A 17,325-nucleotide genomic window follows, 5' to 3' on the forward strand; every position below is an offset into this window, starting at 1 on the left:
TTTATGGAACTGCTTTTAGAAAGGAATTTATCATGACACCAGCTGAAAAAGTTACTACGTACTTAGACAATCTTGGAATCAAATACAAAATAGTGGAACACCCTGCCGCATATACGACTGAACAAGCCGATGAATACATCAAAGGTATGGAAGGCGTTCGGACAAAATCGATGTTCTTAACTAACAAGAAGAAGCGTAATTTTTATTTGGTTATTATGGATGATGATAAACGACTGGATATGAGTGAGTTTGGTGAAATCGTCGATAACAAACGTATCAAGATGGCATCTGAAGAGAGTTTGAAAGAGAAGATGGATCTGAGTGCAGGGGTGGTGTCGATTTTTGGGCTCTTGAATAACACTGAAAAGGACATCGAAGTCTTTATCCAGAAAAAAATCTCATCAGAGGAATGGATGACCTTCCATCCTAATGACAATACTAAGACACTCTTTATTAAGACCGAGGATATGTATAAGTTTATCAAGTCAGTAGGATTTGAATATCAAATTATCGACTTGTAACGCCGTTACAAAAAAATCAGTGTGGTATTTTGCCACACTCTTTTTTTGTCCTAAAATTTGTTAGTAAAGCTAAAATAAGTTCACTACCAAAATTTGTGAAATCGCTTACCATTATTTTCATGAGATGAAGAAAGGGAAAAACCAAAAAGGAGGATATCTTAAGAGGGACCCGTTTTTAACATCTTAAATTAAGGTATTACAAAAAATGGTGAGGATGATCATATGAGGATTAAGAAAAATATAATCAAGAAAACATTTTTCCGTAGTTTGATTTTTGTAATGGGATTGATCTTAGCTCTTGGGGCAGTTGGAAATACTGCTCAAGCAGCTGTAAGTACGACTAATAATGATAAGCACTTCATGGTTTATTATCGTGCCTGGCGTGATAAGACTATGCAAGGTGTAAATACGAGCCTGCCAGACGAAAACTGGATCACAATGAGCGATATACCTTATGGTATCGATATTGTTAATGTCTTCAGTTATGTACCAAAGGGGCAAGAAGCACAGGCCAAACCTTTTTATGACGCATTAAAGAATAAATATGCTCCAGAACTACATGCACGTGGTGCCAGATTAGTACGTGGTATTGATTATGGAGAATTATTGAAGATCAAATATGCTGGTGACTTCCCAACTGATGAAGAATTCGACGCTTATGCTAAGCAAATGATCGCGGAATTCGTTGATTCGATCGGTATCGATGGATTGGATATCGATATGGAAACAAAACCTTCTGCTGATGATATTAAAATCTCAGATGGTGTGATCAAAGCTTTATCGAAGTATTTAGGACCAAAATCAGGTACTAACAGACCTTTCTTGTACGATACGAATGGTTCTAACCTAGCACCGTTTGAAAATGTTAGTGACAGCTTCGACTTCTTAGCTTACCAACAATATGGTAGTGACAATGTTCGGACAGCCAAAGCTGTTAACGATTACTCAGGCGTTCTAGCTGCTAACAAATTTGTTCCGGGATTAACTTTCCCTGAAGAACAAGATCCTGTTAACCGCTGGTACGATGCGACAGAACCTTACTTGAATAGTAACTTCTACAAGGTAGCCAATTATGCTGACCAAAATAATCTAGGTGGAATGTTCATCTATGCGCTTGACCGTGATGGTAGATCATATGAAACTGCCGATTGGTTGCATATCAAACCATCTAACTTAATCTGGACTAAGACAGCTATTATGCAAAGTGGTGGCGAAACAGTTGCCAACGCCAAAGAATACGCTGATCACTTCTGGAATCGTGTGAAGTTCACAGCTAATACAAAAGATGACATTACAGCTCAAATCATGAATTCTAAGACGATCTATGATGTTAACAAGGTTATTCTTGGTAAGGATTATGGCCAAGGTATCAGTTCAACTTATGATCCAATTCTCGAAAAGGGTCTATTGTCGATTAAAGATGCTGAACTTATTTCTCAATTGAACACAGCTGACAAGTACCTAGAACATTCAAAAGATTACGACAGTACTAAGATTGCAGAGTTAAAGACTGTTAGAGATAATGTTGCTAAGAACTTTGCAGGTAAAACATATACACAAGTACAAATAGATTCATGGGCTTCACAATTGGCAACTGCCAACAATGGATTATTGGGATATTCAGAAACAAAGACTAAAGGTGTTGTTGATACTAAATCAGCCGCTGACTTAAATAAATCATATGTTGAATTATATGACATTAACGGTAAGACAGTTTCGAACCGTGGTTTACAACCAAAAACTGCTTGGTCATTTGATAGAAAATTGACTAACAATAAGAGTGGTAAAGTTTACTACCGTGTTGCTACAAATGAATACGTTAGTGCCAATGATGTTAATGTTAGAAACGGTAATTCAGTTGGTAATCTAACTAACATCGAAAAAATAAATGGTGTAGTAAGTATCGATAAGTCACAAGCAGGTTATTCTCTATACAAACAAGACGGTTCACTTGTTGGTAACCGTGCGCTAGCTGGCGGAACAGACTGGCTTGTTTCAGCCAAAGCAAGTAATGCTAATGGCGATGTATTCTACAAGGTTGCTACAAATGAATGGTTGATGAGTGGCAATGGAGTTTCATTCAAATAAAGATTTCGACATATCTACTCCCTGGATATTTGAAAAAAATAAAATAAAAATGGCGTCCATAAGTCGGACGTCATTTTTTGTGCCAACAATGACATATTGTAAATAGAATGATCTGAGACCTTAATATGCTGATTAATCTTGAACGTTGATTTGGTAAGGTTGTTTCTGTCAATCCAAGATAAAAACAACTTATGAAAAAATATTTATAAATTTATGAACTTGTAAATTAAAAGTCATTTTCACTGAACATATGCAAATAAACGACTATAATAGAACTTGTACAATGAAAGTTGTATCAATTAGAAAGGAAGCTTTAAGTATGGCTGCAGTAGTTGATAAAAGAAGTTTGTTAGATGAAAAAATGAGTGACGTTTATGACTGGAGTGACTCAGATCTACCAGTTCGCGATGCCCTTTGGATCATTTCATGGAAGCATCAAATCATAACACTGATAAGACTGAAGCAGAAGTCAAACCTTACAATGATATGAGTAATGACGAATTGAAAGGTAAGGTTGAGGCAGTATTGAAGGCTTAATCATACGACCCTTGATAATTGTTGACAGACCGTAAGGTCTGTTTTTTTTTTACTCTTTTTTAAAATTTCATCAAAAAAGGACAGACCTAATGGCCTGTCCTTTAGTATTTAAATTAGAAATTCATCAATTGATTCAAGAGTTCTTTGGCAGATTCATTCAAACTGTCCTTTGACTTGTCATAGCCAAGGTGAGTATAGATCTCACCAACGTAGACTTTATCTTTGTAGAGTTTGTTGAAGACTTTGTCGATGATCGGACGAGTCTTTGCTTCCTCTTGAACTGGTCCGAATGGATTAGCGAAGAAGGTTGTACTCATACCAACTTCATCAGTTGTACCCAGAGCCTTTCTCTTACCAGAAATGAAGGTTTCCTTAGCGTGATCTTCATCAGGGAATTGGTGTAAGCCGATTGCAGCATCGTAGTTGTTGGCGTAAACCCACATATCGATACTGTGGTGTTCCACTACACGTTTGTAAGTATTGGCTGGCAAGATAACACGAGCATTCTTCAATTCTGGATTCAAGTAGATACCACGATCCATATTGTTGAAGGCTACAGAACTGCTCAAGTCGTCTAGTCGAACGAAAGCACCTGTTTCAGTACCTTGTGCGTAGACATTGCCGTCTTCGTCAAAGGCAAAGCTGCCCATGTCATCGAAGATAGTCTCAATGTCGATGATCTTGTCATCGGCAACTTCTTGCAGAGCTTCGATCGATTCTGACTTTCCGGCACCGGAATCGCCGAAGAAGACAACTGATTTTGTTTTACCATTTGAGAAGCTGATACGAACCATTGAACCGTGAATTGGTAGGCGGTCTTCGTAGATCATGTGCAAGTTGTGAAGTGTTAGACACATCTTCTTCATGTAGCCGAAGTAAGTAGTCTTGTCGTTGTATGGAACTTCGCCGACCCAGATGTCATTTTCTTCGTCATGGTAGTAGTGACAAACGTCGCCCTCAGTTTCGTCTAGTCCGAATAACAAGATTTCATCAGGCTTTTGTCCCTTGATGCTTGCTTCGTCCGCAACATCGAATAAGTTAGCTAGAGCTACACCACTGACGAAATAGTCACGGTGGAAGTAAATATAAGCTAGACTTTCACCGATACGGGCAGGGAAGCAGAACCAGTCTTCTTGTTTGCCATCGAATTTGGCAATTGGATTGCTGTTGACAGCACTGAAGACACCTTCACGTTTGTTAGACTTGGTGTGCATCATCATTGGCGGACGAAGCATCAATGTATCTAAGAAACGGATGCTCTTGAGGCTTTCATAGCCAGCTGGAGTGGGCCATTCGATTGATTGTGTCAGAACACAGGCGTTAGTACCAGCGTTGATCTGACGGTATGTACGATTAGTGAAACCTTGAATTTTTTCTTCAATGGCACGATAGAGGTGCAAAACGACCTCGTTGAAGTGATTATCGATATCCATGAAGTCACTTGTGACGATATCACTGTTGTGTTTGTTGATAAGAGAAACTCTAAAATATGAACGGTAATATGAGTAGAGATCTTCGATACTCTTTAAGATCAACTCATTATCATATTTTTCATAAACATCTTTATTATCAATTAAAATTGCCTTCAAGGTATTAACGTAATCTTTTGGATCGACTCCCTCGTAGCTATTGGTCAATGATTTTTGACTTTCGTCTAAGTATAGTTTTACTAGGTTATAAAAACCTTCACTATTGATCAATTGGAATATATCTTGAATGTACTCCTCGTTATAGTTGATAACTGCTACTGAACGATCAGGGTTCATATAAAATGCCCTTGATTTTACAGCATTTGATGTTTTAACCATGTAATAAGTTCTCCTTTCAAATTATGAGCTTAAATAATATTCTAAAACAAAACTGATAAAATAGACACAAGAAATTAAATAAAGATTAAAATTTTCTAATAAAAGACTGCTAGACGGGCTTTTTAGGTATAAAAAACTTTATTATAAAATTGTCAGAATGATAAGTGTACACAGTGTATACCGCAAATAGACAAATTATCAATAAATTGATTTTTAAATTAAAAAAGTTGCAATATAATTTTAATGATGTTATATTCGTAACCATAAATTAATTGATCAGTAGTTCAGTTGGTAGAACGCTTGACTGTTAATCATGAGGTCGCTGGTTCGAACCCAGCCTGGTCAGTAAAAGAGAGCCCACAGTGAGTGGACTCTCTTTTTTTGACTAATTTTTACTTTCTTCAACTAAGCCGTCAAAGAATTTTTGGAGTGAGACTTTACCACCCGTACTGCGATTGCCTTCCAAAAACTGCATTTCGTTTCTCACATTACGGTATTCGTAGAGCATATTGGAATACTCGACGACGATTTCATCTCCGAGATTATCGATCGAGATATTGGCTAGGTTAGTCAGACCAGTTTTGACTGAACGGCGAATACGTTGTAATAGGACTTTTCGTTCTTGCTCGTTGATATTGTATTCATCTTCCAAGTTGACTTCACTGAAGCTAAGCTTTTTGGTGGTCATGATCTGACAGAGTGACATAATATCAGATGCGCCTTTTTCAGATGAGATACCGAGATAAGTCAGAATGGATCTGACTTTTTCTTTTTGCTTGTGGCCATCGTCAACTGGGGCAGCTTGAGCGTTGCCACCGATCAAAGATTGAATACTAGAGAGCTTTCGTTCCATTTGAATATTTTGAGTAACTTTTTCAACGACAGTTTTGACTTCGATCATATTGATCGGTTTGTCGATAAAGAATTCTATTCCTGCTTCATAGGCTTGTTCCCGCAAGTCATTATCACGAACTTGCGAGATCATGATGAACTTGAGGCTACTCTTGGATGCTTTGAGTTTTTTGATCAGGTCGATACCACTGATGTGCGGCATTAAGAGATCAACTAGGACGATATCTACGTCCAATAACATTATTTCAGACAGAGCTTTTTTTGCATCAGTGGAGATACCGACTACGTTATTATTCATATTCTTATCAATGATACGATGCAGGATCATTGTGACAGATTTGTCGTCATCTACGATATAAAAATTCATTCGGCTGTTTCCTCCTGAAGTAGTTTGTTCTTATTGAGAGTCACCTTAAAATTAGTTCCCTTATTCAATTGTGAATCAACTTGGATCGTCCCGTCAAACTGTTCTTTAACTAATAAGGCAACGTGTGATAGACCAATTCCACGATAGACATCGCCTGATGCGTTGAACTTAGTTGTGAAGCCAGGTTGGAAGATCATATCTTTGGTTTCTTCATCCATACCGATTCCATTATCAGAGACATTCAAAATTACATGATCGTTCTTATCTTCGACTGTTAAGCGGATCAATCCATTTGGTTTGTCGTCGAGTGCGTCGACAGCGTTGAAGATCAAATTGGAAATGATCGAAACTAAGTAATAGTGGTTGGGGATGACTAAGTCGAGATTGTTTTTCACTTCGATCACAACGTTGGGACTTTTTTGCTTGATCGACTCGCGAATATAATTTGTGATAACCTTGAGCACATCACTGAGCATCATGGGCATGTTGTTGTCTGAACCGAAGTAATCACCAAGTCCGCGAATGACATTTTGATAGTCTTTTTTGATTTCATGAACGTCACGAGCAATATCCAATGCCATATCCTGTTGTTTTTGATCAGTGCCTTTATCCTTGAGATCCTGATTTAGAAGATAAGCATTCTTCATAACATTTTCGATTTCGGAGATGTTTTTTTTCATGAAGTAGACTTCACTTTTGACTGAAGCTGCGATCCAAATGAATTGGTAATAGCGCTGTTCGTGCTTTTCTTGACGCACCATCAGAGTGAAGTAATGATACAAAAAGGCCAGAAGGCAACTAAGAAGTGTCCGGATCAGCGCAGTGATGAAGATAATTTGGAATAATTCATATGTATAGTGGGAGAAATCGGTCAATAAACTGATTTCAAAGAAGTTGGCGACATAGTCACAAATCAGAATGATCAAGAAGAATGAGCTATTGTTGCGAACACCGCGACGCCAATATAGGAAGTAATAAATTACTCCGTAAGTGAGATAGAAGACCATGTCAGTGACAACGAACTGAATAATCTTATCAACACTACCGTCGTGACTGATGAATAATAGTAGCCCCCGAAAGATCGGCGAGGCCATGGCGATACAGAACATCAGCTGGATAGGGTTGATGTCATCATTGAAATATAAAAATATCGGTAATAATAATGCCGCCAGCGTCAAAATAAATCCTGGTGCATAAATTTGAAAATTAACTTGTGATGCTAGAGCGATGGAAGTGGCGGCAATAAAGGTTCTGCGCCATCTTCCTTGCATAATAAAGTTGTTGCTCTTAAACAAGTGTAAACACCTCCAAAAAATAAATTATAAATAAAATTGAAGTTCTGTGAAGTTTTCTGAATACGCTTACTACAATGAACTTGTTAAATATTGAAGGAGGAATTCACAATATGTTCAATTTGCGTAATCGTAGTTTTTTGACACTATTAGACTTTACACCAAAGGAAATGGGATACCTACTAGATCTTTCAGCAGATCTTAAGACAGCTAAGTATACAGGTACAGAACAACAGAAACTTGCTAAGAAGAATATTGCTTTGATTTTTGAAAAATCTTCAACAAGAACTCGCTGTGCTTTTGAAGTTGCCGCTCATGATGAGGGTGCTCAAGTTACATATCTTGGCCCTACAGGTACTCAAATGGGTAAGAAGGAAACAGCTAAGGATACAGCCCGTGTTCTTGGTGGAATGTTTGACGGAATCGAATATCGTGGATTCTCACAACGTACAGTAGAAACATTAGCTAAGTATTCAGGTGTTCCAGTTTGGAACGGATTAACTGATGAAGATCACCCAACACAAGTATTGGCTGACTTCTTAACAGCTAAGGAATGCTTAAAGAAACCTTATAACGAAATGAACTTCACATACATGGGTGATGGCCGTAACAACGTTGCTAACGCTTTGATGATCGGTGCTTCAATCATGGGTATGACATTCCACTTGGTATGTCCTAAGGAATTGGACCCAGCACAAGACTTGTTAGACAAGTGTGAAGCTATTGCTAAGAAGACTGGTGCTAAGATCATGGTTACAGATGACATCGACAAGGGTGTTCTTGGTTCAGATGTTATCTATACTGATGTTTGGGTATCAATGGGTGAACCAGATGACATCTGGAAGAAACGTATCGACTTGTTACAACCATACCGTGTTACAAAAGATGTTATGGCAAAGACAAAGAATCCTAACGCAATCTTCGAACACTGTCTACCTTCATTCCACAACGCAGAAACAAAAGTTGGTCACGAAATTTATGAGAAGTACGGTTTGAAAGAAATGGAAGTTTCTGACGAAGTCTTCGAAAGTGATCAATCAGTTGTATTCCAAGAAGCTGAAAACAGAATGCACACAATCAAAGCTGTTATGGTAGCAACTCTAGGTGATTAGGAGAAATTAAAATGTCAAAAATGGTCGTAGCTCTCGGTGGAAACGCCCTAGGCAAATCTCCTGAGGAGCAATTAAAACTAGTTAAGAATACCGCTAATTCACTTGTTGGACTAGTTGCGGCTGGTAACAAAGTTGTTATTAGTCACGGAAATGGTCCTCAAGTTGGACAGATCAATCTTGGAATGAATTACGCTGCTGAACATGGACAGACTGCAGCTTTTCCATTTCCAGAATGCGGAGCAATGAGCCAAGGTTACATTGGCTATCATTTACAACAGAGTCTTCAAAATGAACTTCACAGAAGAAAGATCGATAAGAACGTCGTTTCCGTTATTACTCAAGTTGAAGTAGATGCCAACGATTCGGCTTTCCAAAATCCAACTAAACCAGTTGGAGCCTTCTACGACCAAGCTACTGCGAAGAAATTCAAAGATGAGAAAGGTTACACATTCGTTGAAGACGCTGGACGCGGATATCGTCGTGTTGTAGCATCACCACTCCCAAAGGAAATTGTCGAATTGAAGAGTATCAACGATCTGATCGAAAGTGATAACTTAGTCATCGCTGGCGGTGGCGGCGGTGTGCCCGTTATCAAGAATAGTGAAGGACTTCAAGGAGTTCCAGCTGTAATTGATAAGGATCGCTCAAGTGCCCTGTTAGCTGACAAGATCAACGCAGATACACTAGTTATTCTAACAGCCGTCGATTATGTATACGTAAGCTTCGGTAAGGATAATGAAAAGAAATTGACAGAAATCAACAGCGACGAAGCTCGCAAGTACATTGACGAAGGTCAATTTGCTGCCGGTAGTATGTTGCCAAAGATTCAAGCATGTTTGAATTTTGTCTAAGGAAATAATAACCGCAGTGCATTGGTCACATCCCTAGATCATTTGGATGATGCACTTGCTGGAAAAGTCGGCACAATCATTAAGAAGTAATTTATGTGAGAGGTGGCCAGTCCACCTCTCTATTTTTTGAGATATTTTACAGGAGATGAAATTATGGGAAATGTAGGAGCAGTTAGCGAAACACCAAAAGCACCAAAAAAGAAAAGATTCAAATTAAAGATGCCAGGTGCCTTCGTCATACTGTTTATTTTGACAATCGTTGCCGTTATAGCGACATGGACTATTCCTGCTGGAGCATACTCGAAGATGGTTTACAGCAGTCCCAACTTGAAGATTACCAGTCCCACCGGCAAGGTCTCTCGTGTACCAGCCACACAAAAAGAATTGGATAAACTGGGTGTCAAAATCGACATCAAGCAATTCACATCCGGTGGTATCACCGATGCGGTCTCAATTCCTAACACGTATCAAAGATTAAAGCAAAAGCCCGCTCAAGTCGGTGCTATCACTAAGAGTATGGTTCAAGGTACGATTGAAGCGGTCGACATCATGGTCTTCATCTTCGTACTGGGAGGTTTGATCGGTGTTGTTAAGGCCAGTGGTGCCTTTGAATCAGGACTAATGGCGTTGACTAAGAAGACTAAGGGACACGAGTTCCTATTGATCTTCATGGTTTCTATCTTGATGGTACTTGGTGGAACACTCTGCGGTATTGAAGAGGAAGCTGTTGCGTTCTATCCGATCTTAGTTCCTATCTTTATCGCGATGGGTTATGATTCGATCGTTTCAGTTGGTGCAATTTTCTTATCCAGTTCGATCGGAACTTGTTTCTCAACGATCAACCCATTCTCAGCCGTTATTGCATCTAACGCTGCCGGTATTCCTTTCACTGAAGGTATCGTTTGGCGTGCAACTGGATTAGTGATCGCTGCGATCGTTTTGGAATGCTACTTGTACTGGTACAGTAAAAAAGTCAAAAATGATCCTACATCTTCGTATACGTACGATGATCACGAAGAATTCAATAGTATGTGGTCAGTTGAATCAAGTGATGAAAAGAAAGGTAAGAAGTCGATTTTTACCGGACGCAAGAAGTTTATCTTGATTCTATTCGTTGCGGCATTTCCAATCATGGTTTGGGGTGTTATGTCACAAGGTTGGTGGTTCCCAACAATGGCCTCATCATTCTTGGCATTTGCTATTATTATCATGTTCTTAACTGCAACTGGTCACAATGGTATTGGTGAAAAAGGTGTTATCGATGCCTTTGTTAATGGTGCTTCTAGTTTGGTTCGGTGTCTCATTGATCATTGGTTTAGCACGTGGTATCAATATTGTTTTGAACAATGGATATATTTCAGATACTATTTTGCAGTCATCATCATCGTTGGTCTCACACGTTAGTGGACCAATCTTCATCATCGTTATGATGTTCATTTTCTTCGTACTAGGATTTATCGTTCCTTCATCTTCAGGATTGGCTGTTCTATCAATGCCAATCTTTGCTCCATTAGCTGATACGGTTAATATTCCTCGTTTCGCTGTCGTTACAGCTTATCAGTTCGGCCAATATGCTATGTTGTTCTTGGCACCAACCGGATTAGTTATGGCGACACTTCAAATGTTGAACATGAAGTATTCACACTGGGTAAGATTCGTTTGGCCAGTCGTTGCGTTCGTATTAGTCTTTGGTGGAACACTTCTAGTTATGGAAGTTGTATTCTCATAAGTAAATTACAAGTCATGCACGAAAAGTGTATGGCTTTTTTATTTTGAATAGTAAAATATAACTTATCAGATACAAGGAGCTTTATAAGAAATGATAAATAGACCATTGATAAGTATTACAAATGTTATTTGGAGTTTTGACATTGAGTCAAATTCATTGTTGGTTCTCCTGTTAAAACGTTCTGAAAGTCCATATAAGGGTAAGTGGGGCTTACCAATGACTTATTTGCGTGAGAACGAAAGTGCAGATGAGGCTTCTTTGCGATTGGTCAAAGAAAAGATCGGTGTTAAATTATCAAAGGTCAATACGGAGCAACTCCAAACTTTTACCAACGTGAATCGGGTCAAGGGTGAGCGTACGTTGTCGTTGACCTATATGATTTATTTACCAGACATGCCCAAGTTAGTTGCCGGCTATGGAGCTGACGATGCCAGATGGTTCAGGATCTCTGCCAATAATCACAGCTATCAGTTGCGTAACGGTGATTTAGAGTTCAAAACTCTATCCGAAAAAGTTTCTGACGAAAAATTTTATTCAACAACTGATCACGTCTTAGTCTCTGATCATGAATTGATTTTGCGAACGGCATTCACACGAATTCGCAATCGCTTGGATTATTTACCAACGATCTTGTTGGTGCTTGGTCCGACATTCACTTTGAGAAGAGCACGCATGATCTATGCAATTTTTCTACGAGTTAAACTTTCTGAAATTGATAATTCTAATTTCAGAAAGACCCACGGTAGTCTATTTGTCGACTCTGGCTATGAACATAAGCCGCGTTCTGGTCGTCCAGCCAAAATCTATCGATTGAAATAAACTTGACAGCACTGTAAGCGTGATGTTAAGCTCTTTTTATCTTTAAAGGTATAAAGTACCTAAATCAATATATTGATTGTCAAAAATAAAATTATTGATATTCCGGAATGTCAATAATCATAAAAAGGGGACAACATGCAAGATACGTTGATTCAAAAAAGTACAAAGAAAGGGCGCAAGCTCTTATTAGTCATTGGTACAGCTTGGTTGTTTGATGCGATGGATGTCGCATTGCTGTCATTTATTATGCCATTGATCAAGACTGAGTGGAATTTGACTCCAGCTCAAGTCGGATATGTTAGTTCAGTTACTTCGTTAGGTATGGTGTTTGGTTCGCTTCTCTGTGGCTACCTGGCTGATAAATTTGGCCGTAAAAATGTAATGATCGTCACACTGATAGTCTTCTCCGTCGGTAATTTATTACTGGCATTTACGAAAGATGTCAATCAATTCATGCTGGTCAGATTTATTACCGGTATGGGACTAGGTGGAGAATTACCAGTTGCGGCTACAATGTTAGCCGATAATTTTAAGGGTAAGACACAAGCTAAGATGTTGATTATGGCTGATAGTTTTTGGGCCATTGGTTGGATTCTAGCTGCCGTTATTTCTAACACCGTTACACCAATGTATGGTTGGCGTGCTAGTGTTGTCGTTACATTCTTTGTAATGATGTACGCTTTTGTTATGCGCCGTCACTTACCAGAGAATTATGAGAAAAAAGAAAAGACTAGTTTGAAGGAACAATTTGCGGGTATTTTCAACCATGATGTTATTGGTAAGACAATGGCACTGAGTTTTCTCTGGTTTGTCGTAATGTTCTCGTATTACGGTATGTTTCTATGGCTTCCGAGTGTATTGGTAATACGCGGTTTTTCAATTATTCACAGTTTTCAATATACATTGATAATGAGTTTGGCGCAGTTGCCAGGTTATTATTTGGCAGCATGGTTGATGGGAAAAATCAGTCATAAAAATATTTTAACTATGTATTTAATTGGAACGATATCCAGTGCTTCAGTTTTCGGCGTTGCATCTAGTGAATGGATGTTGTTGGCGAGTGGTGCGTTCTTGTCATTCTTCAACTTAGGTGCTTGGGGGGCATTGATTGCTTTCACACCAAGTCACTTCAAGGCTGATATTCGTGGAATGGGCGTTGGATTCTCACAATCGATCGGTCGTATTGGCGCAACACTTGGTCCTTATCTTATCGGTATGTTGATCGGTATGGGCTTTGGAATTCCTGTCGTCTTTGGAATGTTCGTTGTTGCCTTGATACTAGGTATTATTGTTTTGGCAGTTGGAACTTCCGAAACATATTAATGGATATTAAAAAAAGGCCGCCAGTTGGCGGTCTTTTTGATTTGTAGATTAATTTTGAACAGAGTTTTTTGATGGGTGGTTCAAGAAAATAAATACGGTACCGATGATTAGTACGACAATTGCTGGAAATGCCATAGAAGCTGTAAATACGAATAATGCGTTACCGATTATACCGAGAACTGGTCCAACAATTGAAATGTTTGCTTTTCTACTTTTAAGAAGTGCAATAATGTTAAGCACTACGCCAATTGCAGCGAAGAAATAGAAAAATGATCCAGTTCCACTAGTTAAGTTTGTACCTGTGAAAGCATCACTCGCTGCAGTACTAAATATTACTGGCCATGATATGGCAAATAGTACACAATTGATGATTCCAAGAATCCCCGTCCATATGTTTATTTTTAAATTCTTCATAATGAAGTCTCCCCTATCTATGAATTCAATCTAATTATACTAATCATTGATTATTAATAAAATAATAAATTAATATTATTTGTGAAAACCGTAACAATAATTCAAATGTCTGATATTATTTATTTAATAAATAGTATTTGATATAGGGAGGATGAATCATGGGGGCAGATATTTTTATTATTATCCTATCTCTAGCTGTTTTAGGTGGAATTGGATATTTAATGTATAAGGGGATCAAACAGCGAACCGCAACTAAAAAATTTCCAGTATTCTTGGTTGCGTCAATTGTTGTAGCAATATTTGTTGGTTTACCTGCGGTGGGGATGATATTCTACTCAATCGATGATATGGCTAATCCAGCACCAACCGTTACGGTTCAAACAAAGAAAGTTAAAATTACAGGTACAAATTCTACCGGTATTTTGAAGGGAAAAACATCTCCTAGAATTTCAGTGAAACTGTATGACGTAGACGAAGAAGCAACCTTTAAAACTGTTAAGTCCGATAAGAATGGTAAGTTCACCGTTACAGGGTTAGAGGAGAATTCGACGTACAAGGTTACAGCTAAGAATAATGGTAAGAAGTCTGAGGCAGTTAAGGTAACCGTTAGTGACATACCGGCTGCAGCATATACTAAACTTACTATTAATAACCATAACGATACTGGGGATTTAACGATTGAATCTGATAGTAACAATCAAGTACAAGTAAGTGGTGAATCTAATCCAGGTGCTAAAATCAAATTTGAAGATGCTGACAATGATTACTCAGTTGCTAAATCAGTTGTTGCTGGGGCTGATGGTAAGTGGTCTGTCGTTTTGGATGGTCCAGCTAAGAAAAAGAAAAAGGAATATAGTGTTGTAGCAAAAATTAATAATTTGGTAGCCAATGAAGGCACCTCGATTTATGTTAAAAACCCAAATTATTCAAAACCAGTTAAGAATGAGGAAAGCACCGATAATGAAGCTGCGAATGTTGATAATAGTGGTCAACAAGATGTTAGTGATGGAAAGACAGCTACAAAGAAACATAAATCATGGTCGGTTGCTGGTAATACATATACTACTAACGTTGATTATTATAAGATTACGGGTTCCAAAGTTTATACTATTGCTGATGGTACAAGCATATTGGCAGTTTACGTTGACTACGGAAACTTCTCATCTAAAGAGCAAGATCCAATGACAACATCATCTCTGTACATTCATGCTTATCAAAAAACGAAAACACATGATAAAGATTTGACGTATGGAATTCCGTTGGATGCGGATGGTAATGTGATCGAACAACAACGTAATGATAATATGTCAGGTTCAGTTCTGCCTAAGACAGAAGTACAGGGTGTTTTATTCTATCAATTAGAGAATAATGCAACAGTTAAACTGGAATTTTCTAACCAAATATTTAAAACTATTGGGGTCAAGAACATCGATCTAAACTAAAAAAAGATGACACGTTGAAATGTTCATTTCAGCGGTCATCTTTTTTAGATATATATTAATTAACACGCTCTAACTAAGCATCTGATTATAACTAGTAACACGATTGAATCCATCATCACGTTCGAGCATTGTTAAACTGGAATTTTGTGGGCTTTCAGTTACGTCAAAGTTACCGGCGTTATAACGGTCAGTGATTGAGCGAATCGTTGTTCCATGTGAAACTAGCAAGATCTTATCGCCGTCTTTGGCGATTTCATCTAGCTTCTTAAAACCACGATTCAAGCGAGTCCAGTATTCTTCAGCGTTTTCAGCATCATGGAAGGGATCAGCCTCTTTCATGAAGTCTTTAGTAGCGTCTAGGCTATGTTTGGCAATGATTTCGCTAAAGGTTGAAGCGCCGTGAGGTTGTCCGACCATGAACCATGCTTCAGGGGAGTTCATTCCTTCGAAGTAACCGTAGAATTGTTCTCTGAATTCCATTAGTTTTTGAGGTTGAACTTTGTCTGCGTTCACGTTGGCATCCATGATCAACTTACAAGTGTCAATGGCACGACGCGCATCGGATGAAAATGCTGCTTTGAAATCGACATCCTTCAAAGCTTGGGCAGCCTTTTTAGCGACCTCAACACCATCAGGTGCCAGTGGTGTATCTGACCAGCCTTGCATTTTGTTGTAACGATTGAACCAAGTTCTTCCATGGCGAACCATGTAAATTTGATATTTTGCCATTTCTTCCTCCTCAGAATTTCATAACATAATCTTACTACAAAAGGTCTGTCGCTTGCTATTAATGAAGTTTTTGGTTGTAACTAGTAACGTGATTCGTTCCATCGATTCGTTCTAGCATCGTCAAACTGGAATTACCTGGCAATTGGTTGAGCTCGTAGTCACCATCCTGATATTTGAAGGCGAGTGAAAGGATAGTTGTACTGTGAGTGACTAAGAGAATTTTATCGCCATCGTGTGCGATTTGATCGATTTTTTCAAATCCACGATCCAATCTATTCCAATACTCCTCAGCACTTTCAGCGTCGTGGAAAGGGTCAGCTTCTTTAACGAAGTCCATTGTGGCATCGAAACCATATTTATAGACGATCTCTTGATAGTTCTTGGCATTGTGTGAATTGGAGATCTTATCCCAAGCCTCATCAATATTATCACCTTCGAATGAGCCGTAGAATTGCTCTCTGAATTCAGTCATTTTTTGTGGTAATGGCTTGTTCATGTTTGCTTTAGCGATGATTTCAGCTGTATCCATGGCACGTCTGGTGTCTGATGAGAAGGCAGCAGCGAAGTTGACGTCTTTTAGTGCTTTGGCAGCGCTGTGAGCGACTTCGATTCCATCTTGAGTCAACGGTGTATCTGACCAACCTTGAATTTTTTGATAACGATTGAACCAAGTCTTTCCGTGACGGATCAAGTAGATTTGATATTTTGACATAATGTCCTCCTCAATATTTCTATATTTATTTTACAATACGGAGCCATAATTTTAGAACTTTGTGTCTCCATTGTGTAAAGTTAATATTAGTGGAGGTATTTTGTTGATGAAAATTGCAATTATTGGTGCCAACGGCAAGGAAGGTTCTCTTATCGCTAAAGAAGCAGAAAATCGCGGAATCGAGGTTACTTCGATCGTTCGCAGTGCTGAAAAGTCAGTGACTGATAAATATCTAGTTAGAGATGTTTATGATATTACCGCCGATGATCTCAAAGGTTTTGATGCAGTCGTTGATGCATTGGGATTCTTTGGTGACTCAGTTAAGGAATACGTTCCTTCAACTAAGCACTTGATCGATATCCTTAAGGGTTCAAATACCAGACTATTGGCAGTCGGTGGAGCTGGTTCATTATATCTGAATGCAGAACACACTGAACAATTGTTCCAAAGTGCTGGTTTTCCAGCCGCAGTTAAACCTTTGAGTGAGGAAATGGGTAAGGCCTTGGATCTACTAAAAAATAGTGATATCAACTGGACTTATATTAGTCCGGCTGCGGACTTCGATCACGATGCCGAGCGCACAGGTAAGTACGTTTTGGCAGGGGAAGAATTAACTTCAGATAATAAGGGCCAAAGTAAAATCAGTTATGCTGATTATGCAATTGCAATGGTCGATGAAATTGAAAATAATAAATATAAAAACGAAAGAATCAGTGTAAGGTGGTAATT

12 protein-coding genes, 1 tRNA gene and 4 pseudogenes are annotated in these 17,325 nt (G+C 38.6%); 11 read left to right on the forward strand and 6 right to left on the reverse strand.

The genetic code is table 11. From position 1 onward, the window contains the following. Positions 1-32: 32 nt before the first annotated feature. The 3 genes and pseudogenes from JCM14932_RS01895 (at position 33) to JCM14932_RS14230 (ending at position 3,146) form a co-directional block, all read left to right on the forward strand. A complete protein-coding gene (locus tag JCM14932_RS01895) occupies positions 33-521 on the forward strand; it encodes a prolyl-tRNA synthetase associated domain-containing protein (RefSeq protein ID WP_025023368.1) in 489 nt (162 codons plus the stop codon). A gap of 321 nt (positions 522-842) precedes the next feature. Beyond that, positions 843-2,132: pseudogene (locus JCM14932_RS16740) on the forward strand (EndoS/ChiA family endoglycosidase); the annotation flags it as partial. A 796-nt stretch (positions 2,133-2,928) separates the two neighbouring features. Beyond that, positions 2,929-3,146 (forward strand): annotated as a pseudogene (locus JCM14932_RS14230) (P8 family protein). Positions 3,147-3,259: 113 nt separating this feature from the next. On the opposite strand, the gene JCM14932_RS01910 reads toward JCM14932_RS14230, so the two are convergent. Next, the gene (locus tag JCM14932_RS01910) at positions 3,260-4,954 is read right to left on the reverse strand and encodes a phosphoenolpyruvate carboxykinase (ATP) (RefSeq protein WP_025023370.1); all 1,695 of its coding nucleotides are present in this window, start codon (positions 4,952-4,954) and stop codon (positions 3,260-3,262) included. A 273-nt stretch (positions 4,955-5,227) separates the two neighbouring features. Between JCM14932_RS01910 and JCM14932_RS01915 the strand changes: the two genes are divergently transcribed. Beyond that, positions 5,228-5,300: transfer RNA gene (locus tag JCM14932_RS01915), tRNA-Asn, on the forward strand. A 39-nt stretch (positions 5,301-5,339) separates the two neighbouring features. Here JCM14932_RS01915 and JCM14932_RS01920 read toward each other — a convergent pair. Both JCM14932_RS01920 and JCM14932_RS01925 read right to left on the reverse strand, forming a co-directional pair. Beyond that, positions 5,340-6,173, reverse strand: coding sequence for a DNA-binding domain-containing protein (locus tag JCM14932_RS01920; protein ID WP_025023371.1), 834 nt, complete (start codon positions 6,171-6,173; stop codon positions 5,340-5,342). Further along, positions 6,170-7,468: a sensor histidine kinase gene (locus tag JCM14932_RS01925; RefSeq protein WP_025023372.1), complete on the reverse strand. Its 1,299-nt coding sequence runs from the start codon at positions 7,466-7,468 to the stop codon at positions 6,170-6,172. Before JCM14932_RS01925 ends, JCM14932_RS01920 begins: the two co-directional genes overlap by 4 nt. A gap of 110 nt (positions 7,469-7,578) precedes the next feature. On the opposite strand from JCM14932_RS01925, the gene argF reads away from it, so the two are divergent. The 5 genes and pseudogenes from argF to JCM14932_RS01950 all read left to right on the forward strand — a co-directional run bounded on the left by argF (position 7,579) and on the right by JCM14932_RS01950 (position 13,299). After that, positions 7,579-8,577: an ornithine carbamoyltransferase gene (argF, locus tag JCM14932_RS01930; RefSeq protein WP_025023373.1), complete on the forward strand. Its 999-nt coding sequence runs from the start codon at positions 7,579-7,581 to the stop codon at positions 8,575-8,577. Positions 8,578-8,588: 11 nt separating this feature from the next. Next, positions 8,589-9,518: pseudogene (gene arcC, locus JCM14932_RS14235) on the forward strand (carbamate kinase). Positions 9,519-9,581: 63 nt separating this feature from the next. Further along, positions 9,582-11,157, forward strand: a pseudogene (locus tag JCM14932_RS14240) (YfcC family protein). A 90-nt stretch (positions 11,158-11,247) separates the two neighbouring features. Beyond that, on the forward strand, positions 11,248-11,976 hold the full coding sequence (locus tag JCM14932_RS01945) for an NrtR DNA-binding winged helix domain-containing protein (RefSeq protein WP_025023374.1): 729 nt from the start codon (positions 11,248-11,250) through the stop codon (positions 11,974-11,976). Positions 11,977-12,111: 135 nt separating this feature from the next. Beyond that, positions 12,112-13,299: an MFS transporter gene (locus JCM14932_RS01950; protein WP_034542373.1), complete on the forward strand. Its 1,188-nt coding sequence runs from the start codon at positions 12,112-12,114 to the stop codon at positions 13,297-13,299. A gap of 48 nt (positions 13,300-13,347) precedes the next feature. Here the strand turns inward: JCM14932_RS01950 and JCM14932_RS01955 are convergent, their stop codons facing one another. Further along, positions 13,348-13,713, reverse strand: a complete 366-nt coding sequence (locus JCM14932_RS01955; protein WP_025023376.1) for a hypothetical protein — start codon at positions 13,711-13,713, stop codon at positions 13,348-13,350. 158 nt (positions 13,714-13,871) lie between these two features. Here JCM14932_RS01955 and JCM14932_RS15825 point away from each other — a divergent pair, with 158 nt between their 5' ends. Beyond that, complete coding sequence (locus tag JCM14932_RS15825) at positions 13,872-15,155, forward strand: DUF5067 domain-containing protein (protein WP_025023377.1); 1,284 nt, start codon at positions 13,872-13,874, stop codon at positions 15,153-15,155. A 69-nt stretch (positions 15,156-15,224) separates the two neighbouring features. Here the strand turns inward: JCM14932_RS15825 and JCM14932_RS01965 are convergent, their stop codons facing one another. Further along, entirely contained in the window at positions 15,225-15,884 is a 660-nt protein-coding gene (locus tag JCM14932_RS01965; protein WP_025023378.1) for a histidine phosphatase family protein, read from the reverse strand. A gap of 58 nt (positions 15,885-15,942) precedes the next feature. Further along, entirely contained in the window at positions 15,943-16,596 is a 654-nt protein-coding gene (locus JCM14932_RS01970) for a histidine phosphatase family protein (RefSeq protein WP_025023379.1), read from the reverse strand. A 106-nt stretch (positions 16,597-16,702) separates the two neighbouring features. Here JCM14932_RS01970 and JCM14932_RS01975 point away from each other — a divergent pair, with 106 nt between their 5' ends. Beyond that, positions 16,703-17,323: an NAD(P)-dependent oxidoreductase gene (locus JCM14932_RS01975; RefSeq protein WP_025023380.1), complete on the forward strand. Its 621-nt coding sequence runs from the start codon at positions 16,703-16,705 to the stop codon at positions 17,321-17,323. The last annotated feature ends 2 nt before the right edge of the window (positions 17,324-17,325 follow it).

Origin of the sequence: Companilactobacillus nodensis DSM 19682 = JCM 14932 = NBRC 107160, assembly GCF_000615905.1 — a bacterium.
Taxonomy (GTDB): domain Bacteria; phylum Bacillota; class Bacilli; order Lactobacillales; family Lactobacillaceae; genus Companilactobacillus; species Companilactobacillus nodensis.

Excerpts from the sequence above, each read along its gene's own strand:
- argF (WP_025023373.1), top strand. The coding sequence starts at position 7,579 with ATGTTCAATTTGCGTAATCGTAGTTTTTTGACACTATTAGACTTTACA.
- JCM14932_RS01895 (WP_025023368.1), top strand. The coding sequence starts at position 33 with ATGACACCAGCTGAAAAAGTTACTACGTACTTAGACAATCTTGGAATC.
- JCM14932_RS01910 (WP_025023370.1), bottom strand. The coding sequence starts at position 4,954 with ATGGTTAAAACATCAAATGCTGTAAAATCAAGGGCATTTTATATGAAC.
- JCM14932_RS15825 (WP_025023377.1), top strand. The coding sequence starts at position 13,872 with ATGGGGGCAGATATTTTTATTATTATCCTATCTCTAGCTGTTTTAGGT.
- JCM14932_RS01965 (WP_025023378.1), bottom strand. The coding sequence starts at position 15,884 with ATGGCAAAATATCAAATTTACATGGTTCGCCATGGAAGAACTTGGTTC.
- JCM14932_RS01945 (WP_025023374.1), top strand. The coding sequence starts at position 11,248 with ATGATAAATAGACCATTGATAAGTATTACAAATGTTATTTGGAGTTTT.
- JCM14932_RS01955 (WP_025023376.1), bottom strand. The coding sequence starts at position 13,713 with ATGAAGAATTTAAAAATAAACATATGGACGGGGATTCTTGGAATCATC.
- JCM14932_RS01950 (WP_034542373.1), top strand. The coding sequence starts at position 12,112 with ATGCAAGATACGTTGATTCAAAAAAGTACAAAGAAAGGGCGCAAGCTC.
- JCM14932_RS01920 (WP_025023371.1), bottom strand. The coding sequence starts at position 6,173 with ATGAATTTTTATATCGTAGATGACGACAAATCTGTCACAATGATCCTG.
- JCM14932_RS01975 (WP_025023380.1), top strand. The coding sequence starts at position 16,703 with ATGAAAATTGCAATTATTGGTGCCAACGGCAAGGAAGGTTCTCTTATC.
- JCM14932_RS01970 (WP_025023379.1), bottom strand. The coding sequence starts at position 16,596 with ATGTCAAAATATCAAATCTACTTGATCCGTCACGGAAAGACTTGGTTC.